This is a genomic window from Vibrio sp. 1401 (assembly GCF_033340295.1).
Window position 1 is genome coordinate 1 of sequence record NZ_JAWOWF010000149.1, and the last position, 1,048, is coordinate 1,048.

Below are 1,048 nucleotides of genomic sequence, written 5' to 3' on the forward strand. Positions count from 1 at the left end.
TTATAATCCAACCAAGTGGGATTAATGGAGATGCTTGAGAAAATTGATCAGCAATGGCTAAAAAGCTTCCATTGTGTCTACGAGAACAATAGCTTCAAAAGAGCCGCCGAGTTTTTATCTCTGCCGACATCAAATGTCAGTCGCCACATTGCGTTACTTGAAGAACAGCTTGATGTGCGTTTGTTCGACAGAACGACTCGACGAATCTGTGCAACAGACGCTGGAGAGCACCTCTATTTACGTACACAGCCTTTGTTAGACAAACTGAATGATGCACTTGAAGAAGTGACGCAACACTCTCGTGAGGTCATGGGGCAGCTCAACGTTGTCATGCCAGATTCACCAGAACTAGCTAAAGCCGTCGTCTCTTTTTGTGCTCAGTACTCTGCTATTTCATTGAATTGCGAGACGAACCTAAGCCCTAAAGAGGACTTGCTCGATGGGTTTGACGTTATCTTGAGTTTTCACCGCGGCAAGCTTGATGACAGCAATTGGATTGCAAAAGAGATCAAGCGTTGGCCCAGTGTTGTGGTCGCGTCACCTAAGCTACTGCACACACGTCAGAGGCCTTTCAAAATTACCGATTTGAAGCACGTTCCTTGTATCAGCAGCTTTACTGCATTGAAAGGTACACCTTGGGTTTTCAAAAACTCAGAAGGAGAACAGATAACTCAACGAGTAAAATCTGCATTTAAGGTCAACAGTGGGCAGCTTGCTAAAGCCGGCGCGTTAGCAGGATTCGGGTTTGCGATTCTACCTGTCGAGTTTTGCCATGAAGAAATCGAATCAGGAGATCTGGAAGTGATCGAACTGGAATATGAACCCGAAGATTTGGTGCTGTATGCCTTTTACGCTTCAAGAAAACACTTAGCCAAGAAGATCCCGGAGTTTATCGAGCACTTAAAACGCCAAGCGAATAACGAAACAAGTGGGTAACTGTCAGATCAGGTCTGAATTAGTACCAAATTAACACAAGTAACCTTATCCGCTCTTCTTTGACTTAGGGTAAGTCTTGCATTTAGCAAAACGCAAAACTTGCCCCCATGAT

Annotated in this window: 1 protein-coding gene; it reads left to right on the forward strand. The window is 44.6% G+C overall.

Features of this window, described 5'->3' with window-relative positions:
• Positions 1 to 24: 24 nt before the first annotated feature.
• The gene (locus tag R7Z77_RS24195; RefSeq protein WP_318136907.1) at positions 25 to 936 is read left to right on the forward strand and encodes a LysR family transcriptional regulator; all 912 of its coding nucleotides are present in this window, start codon (positions 25 to 27) and stop codon (positions 934 to 936) included.
• The last annotated feature ends 112 nt before the right edge of the window (positions 937 to 1,048 follow it).

Coding starts and splice junctions, on each gene's coding strand:
- R7Z77_RS24195 (WP_318136907.1), top strand. CDS start 25: ATGGAGATGCTTGAGAAAATTGATCAGCAATGGCTAAAAAGCTTCCAT.